The following is a 5738-nucleotide window of genomic DNA, read 5'->3' on the forward strand; positions in this document are numbered from 1 at the left end:
CCAGATATGTCTTGTGAACATTGCAAGATGAACATAGAAAAGCAATTGAAGTCTTCGGGCATTGTGCAAAATTTCAACGTTGATTTAGAAAACAAAAAAGTAGAAGTTGAAACATTTCAAGAACCAGAAAAAATAGAAAACTTATTGAATGAAATAGGTTATCCTCCAAAATTGGTAAGACAGGAATAATTTGTCAAAAAGCAGGAGCCCTTGTGGCTCTTGCTTATATCATTAAAACTCTTAATCTATCTTTCATTTGCAGATCTTATAAATCTATATGGATATTTTTCTTCCAACTTGCTAACTTCATTCAGTTCGTTTAACTCTTGTTGAGTTAAATACCAACCCGCAGCTCCCATATTATCTTTTATTTGTTCTAAAGTCCTTGCCCCGAGGATAGGAATGATATTTTGTGAAATAATCCAATTTAATGCCACTTGAGGAACTGTTTTGTTACGATTTTTAGATATTTCCTCTAACTTACCCAGTATTTTAAAGTTTTTTTCTGTTGCTCTTTTATTCCAAGCTTCTTCCCAATCATTGCTGGCTTTAGCGATCCTTCCTTCTTTTGGTTTTTCTCCGGCTTTGTATTTTCCACTCAAGAAGCCCCCTCCTAAAGGCCCCCAAGCCATTATACTTAACCCCTCTGATTGGCAAACCGGTACAACTTCCATCTCGATATCTCTGACAACTAAGCTATATTGCATCTGCACAGAAATTATTTTCTCATATCCGTAAACTTCGGACGTTCTAAGAGCTTTTTCTATTTGCCATCCTGAATAATTAGATATGCCTATATATCTAACATATCCTTTTTTTACTAGATAGTCCAAAGCAGACATTGTTTCTTCGATCGGTGTGAAATCATCCCAACAATGTATTTGATAAAGGTCTATATAGTTTGTTTGGAGCCTTTTCATACTATCTTCAACAGCTTTTAATATATTTTTCCTTGAAGCTCCTCTGTTATTAGGACCTTCACTAGTTGGGAAGAAAGCTTTTGTTGCTAGAACAATTTCATCCCTGATTCCTTTAAGCGCTCGCCCAAGTATTTCCTCCGATCTTCCCTCTGCATATACATTTGCAGTGTCTATGAAATTTCCTCCATTTTTTAAATAATAATTTAAAATCTTAACAGATTCTTCTTCGTTTGCTTCCCTTCCAAACGTCATAGTTCCCAGAGATACCTCAGAAACTTTTAAACCGCTAGCCCCTAAATTTATATATTTCATACCTCGAAATCTACCTCCTCCATTAAATTTTTTTTCTATTATTTTCATATTTTTTTGCAGCAGACTAATCAATGCTCTATTGATCAACCACTTAAAACCTTTAGTCTTTGCGGGAAAATTTCAAAATACAAAGGAGAGTCGCCTAAAGATTCACCATCTGCCTCTAAATACAGCTTTTCTTTGGACGTAATTTCTATAGATTTTCCTCTAAAGGTTTTCACAGCTTGATGATTTATAAATGAGCCATCATATATTTTTCTTAGATTTGCTAAAATTGTACCAACAGATATCTTATCAACCACAGTTATATCGAAAAGTCCATCGTCGTATTTTGCCTTAGGTGTTAACATCATTCCTCCTCCACTGTATCTACAAATCCCAACATTCAAGGTTAAAGCCTGATTCTCATACACCTTTTTTCCATCAATTTTGATTTCAACATAGGGATCCTCGAATGAGAATAAAACGCTGAACAAAATCAAAGAATAGGAAAGCTTGCCAAACAATCTTTTTTTACTTTTATTTGCCCTATAGGTGACTTCTGCGTCAAACCCCATTCCTGCAACATTCACAAAATATCTTGTTTTTTCAACACCTTTTTGAATATAACTAACCTTACCAACATCTTGTAATATAAAATTGTCTTTCTGTAAATTAATTACCGCCTCTTCAAAATTAGTAGGTATACCGACGCTTTTTCCCCAATCGTTACCAGAGCCAGATCCGATAGAACCAACTGATATTTCGATTGGATCGATAATATCCTGCAACATTATTGCGTTAACAATTTCGTTTACCGTTCCATCTCCACCCACAGAAACTATTTTTTTATACCCTTTTTTGATCCCTTCCAGTGCCAAATTAAAACCATCGTAAGGTTTTTTGGTGAATAGATAATCAAATTCTATCTTTTTCTTTTCCAAAATAGGATAGATATTTTTTGTCCATACTTTTAGGGCTTTACCACCACCTGCCGCAGGATTAACTATGAATAGTATTTTAACTTCTTCCACAACAGTAGATCTCCTTTACTTTGAATAACTATATCAATCACTATATAATTTACTATATTTGACCAACTGATTCAAGAAAACCGATTAAAATCCTTAAATTCCTTTAATTCTTTTTAAATTTTATCATAAAATTAACTAAACAAGAAAATAAGACCAAAAAACCCCTTTTGGGGTTTTGTTGGTTAATTAATTATTTAATTTTTTAAAATCTACTTTATTCCTTAAGCCCGCTATTTACCAGACTTTTTACAAACAAATCTTGAAGTAGAAAAAATATTATGAGGGTAGGTAAAGCAACCAACAATGTCCCTGCCATTATTACTCCCCAATTGTTACTAGTCTCTCCCGAGATCAACATCTTTACACCAACCTGTACCGTCCTCATATTGTCTTGCATGGTAACTATCAAAGGCCAAAGATACATATTCCATGCATAAACAAAGTTAATAATAGCCGCTCCAGCGATTATTGGTCCAGACAAGGGTATAAGCACCTTAAAAAAGTATTGCATAGCTGAAGCGCCATCTATTTTTGCTGCATCCTCTAAAGAACGAGGGATCGTCATAAAATGTTGCCTAAATAGGAAGGTATTGGTTGCAGAGGCGGTAAAAGGTATTATCAGCGCCCAATAGGTGTTAACCCAACCGAGATTTGACATCAGCATAAACAAAGGTAAAATCATAACAGTTTCGGCAGGCAAAAATAAAGTTACAAAGAGTGTGGAAAATAATATGTTCTTTCCTTTAAATCGAAAAGAAGAAAAGGCATAAGCAGCGAATGTTCCTGTTATTAACTTTCCTAATGTTGTAAATGAAGCCACAAGCAACGAATTGAACAACATTCTGCCCATTGGAACAAGTTCTATAGCTGTGATGTAATTTTTAAAATTGATACTTGAAGGAAAAAACTTAGGTGGATAAGAGAAAACCTCCGTAGGTTCCATAAAACTCATAGAAATTGCCAGTATAAAAGGTAAGAACATGAAAAAAGACACAATTATTAACCCTACTTCCACAAAAATATAATTAACTTTTTCTCTAGTCGATTTTCTCATTATTGCTTGACTCCCTTCATTGATAATGAACCCTTTTCTCACCAAATCTAAAATAGAGAAAGGTGATAAATGACATAATAATAAATAAGACAACACTTTCAGCAGCTGCTAAACTCGTTTTTTGGAAAAAGAACGCATCTTGATATAGTTTGTAAATTAAAGTTGTTGTGCTTCCTAAAGGTCCTCCTCTTGTCATAATGTCAATGATCCCAAACGACTCAAACATTCCATTGGTAATGTTCATAATAACTAAGTAAAATGTAATGGGAGAAAGTATAGGAAATTTTATTTTCCACATCCTTTGCCATACGTTTGCCCCATCAATTAAAGAACTCTCTATTATTGATTCCGATATGGACTGTAATCCTGCAAGATAGAAAATAATTGAAAAAGGCAGCATCTTCCAAACACTGGCAACTATAATTGAAATTAAGGCATATGGCACTTGATTTAACCAATTAATACTTTCTCCTGTAATTCTTGACAAAATATAATTCACATGTCCTGCAACCGGGTTCAACATGAAGGTCCACAACGCACCTCCGATAGTAAAGGAAATAACATAAGGAACAAAAATTAAAGTTCTATAAATTTTTACCCCAAAGACCTTATTATCTAGTAATTGTGCAATAAGGTAACCTAAAATAATGACTATTATTACTGTTGTAACTATATATATGAATGTAACCCTTAAAGCATCCCAATATGCCTCATTTTCAAAAAGTTTAATGTAGTTGTCAAAACCCGCAAATATCCTCTTATCGCCAAAAGGTGATATTTTGTAAAAACTCATTAGAAAAGAGTTAATTGCTGGCCAATATATAAAAAGGGCAATAATTATTAGTGTAGGTGCAAGCAAAAGATAAGGTGTGTATTTTCCCCACTTCATATTTTATTTCCTCCTAAAAATCCAAGGAAGAAAAAGTCTTCCTTGGATTAATAACATTTGAAATTATAGAATTATCTTAGAGATGTGATTGATAGATTACTGATAGAATTCGTTATATTCTTGGATTAATTCTGTCACTTGGCTTTCAGCCCAACTCAATGCCTCTTCAGGTGTCATTTGTCCATCAACCATTCTTTCATACGCTATTTCTATAGTTTCTCGGGTTTCAGGGAAGACGCCAATAACTGCTCCAGCTGAGTTGAAATCTCTTTTAGCTAACAATAATTGCAATAAGGAAGTGAAGTAATTTGGGTTCTCAGCATAAAATTCTTCATAGTGCAACCTCTGAATGGCATCTTTTCTTACTGGAAAATATCCTGTACCTTGGTGCCATCTAATTTGTTGATCTTCACGATTGACAAACTTCAAAAATTCCCAGGCAGCTTTGGTTTCTTCGTCCGGATGGCCATCTATCAACCATAAGCTCGCTCCTCCAATAACTGGTCCTCCACTGACACTTATATCTGGAACAGGCAAAAAGGCTGTTCCTAACTCGTAGCCATTGCTTTCTAACCCTTCTTGAAAAATCTTTACATCAGATGTTGAAAAGAAATTCATAGCTGCTCTGCCTGAGACGAAATTCTGTCCAGCTGCATCCCAATCTTCCCTAGTAGTGTTCAGAATTAGACCTTCTTTGTTCAATTGATCAAACAGTTCAAATATTTTTAAACCTGATTCACTATCGAAGACAGCCTCTGTTGCTCTGGCGGTTCTTCCGTTATCGTTGTTAACAAGTGGTGCATCAGCGGCAGCCATAAGTTGTTCAATTATCCACGAATGGGTAGGCCACGTTAATCCGTATTGAACAGTAGTTCCACTTGAGTCTTTCTTTGTTAAAATTCTAGAGTATTCTAACAGCTCTTCGTAGGTTTGAGGAGGTCTATTTGGATCTAAGCCAGCTTCTTCAAATAGTGTTTTGTTGTAGTACAACAAAGCAGTAGATGAATTGAAAGGCATTGAGTACAACTTTCCGTCAACTTTGTAGTAATTTAATATAGGTTCCAACAAAACCCCTACATCATAAGAATCATCTTGATCAAGTAAATCTTGGACAGGAACGATGACACCACTGTCTATCATAAGTCTTGTACCTATTTCGTAAATCTGAACTATGTGTGGTGCGTTCCCAGATTGTACCGCTGCAATAAGCTTATTCAGTGTTTCAGGATAACTTCCTGAATATTGTGCATTTACATTTATATCCGGATAAGCCTCTTCAAAATCACTCACAATATCTTCGATCAAAGCTATCCTGTCTCCACTCATCGCATGCCAAAACTCTATGGTTACAGGAAAAGACAAAACGCTTAACAAAGAAACCATAAATACAAACATAACCAACCTTTTCACAAAACTCACCTCCAATAGATTTTTGAAACTATTCAAACAATTTACTAAACAAGTTTTAATACGTTAATAATACTTTATTTTTATTTGTGAAATATAAGGAAATATAAAGTTTTATTAATATTGCTATGGCTAACCGAATA

The 5738-nt window shown here is 34.5% G+C and carries 6 protein-coding genes; 1 reads left to right on the plus strand and 5 read right to left on the minus strand.

What is annotated here, in order from left to right:
- A partial coding sequence (locus AA81_RS04805; RefSeq protein ID WP_103898376.1) for a heavy-metal-associated domain-containing protein occupies positions 1 to 189 on the plus strand: 189 nt, incomplete at its 5' end.
- Positions 190 to 245: 56 nt separating this feature from the next.
- Here the strand turns inward: AA81_RS04805 and AA81_RS04810 are convergent.
- The 5 genes from AA81_RS04810 to AA81_RS04830 form a co-directional block, all read right to left on the minus strand.
- On the minus strand, positions 246 to 1232 hold the full coding sequence (locus AA81_RS04810; protein ID WP_103898377.1) for an aldo/keto reductase: 987 nt from the start codon (positions 1230 to 1232) through the stop codon (positions 246 to 248).
- 83 nt (positions 1233 to 1315) lie between these two features.
- Complete coding sequence (locus AA81_RS04815) at positions 1316 to 2245, minus strand: diacylglycerol/lipid kinase family protein (protein WP_103898378.1); 930 nt, start codon at positions 2243 to 2245, stop codon at positions 1316 to 1318.
- A 214-nt stretch (positions 2246 to 2459) separates the two neighbouring features.
- The gene (locus AA81_RS04820; RefSeq protein WP_103898379.1) at positions 2460 to 3299 is read right to left on the minus strand and encodes a carbohydrate ABC transporter permease; all 840 of its coding nucleotides are present in this window, start codon (positions 3297 to 3299) and stop codon (positions 2460 to 2462) included.
- Positions 3300 to 3315: 16 nt separating this feature from the next.
- Entirely contained in the window at positions 3316 to 4188 is an 873-nt protein-coding gene (locus AA81_RS04825) for a carbohydrate ABC transporter permease (protein WP_103898380.1), read from the minus strand.
- Positions 4189 to 4284: 96 nt separating this feature from the next.
- Complete coding sequence (locus AA81_RS04830; protein ID WP_103898381.1) at positions 4285 to 5598, minus strand: ABC transporter substrate-binding protein; 1314 nt, start codon at positions 5596 to 5598, stop codon at positions 4285 to 4287.
- Positions 5599 to 5738: the final 140 nt, after the last annotated feature.

The organism is Petrotoga halophila DSM 16923, from assembly GCF_002924615.1.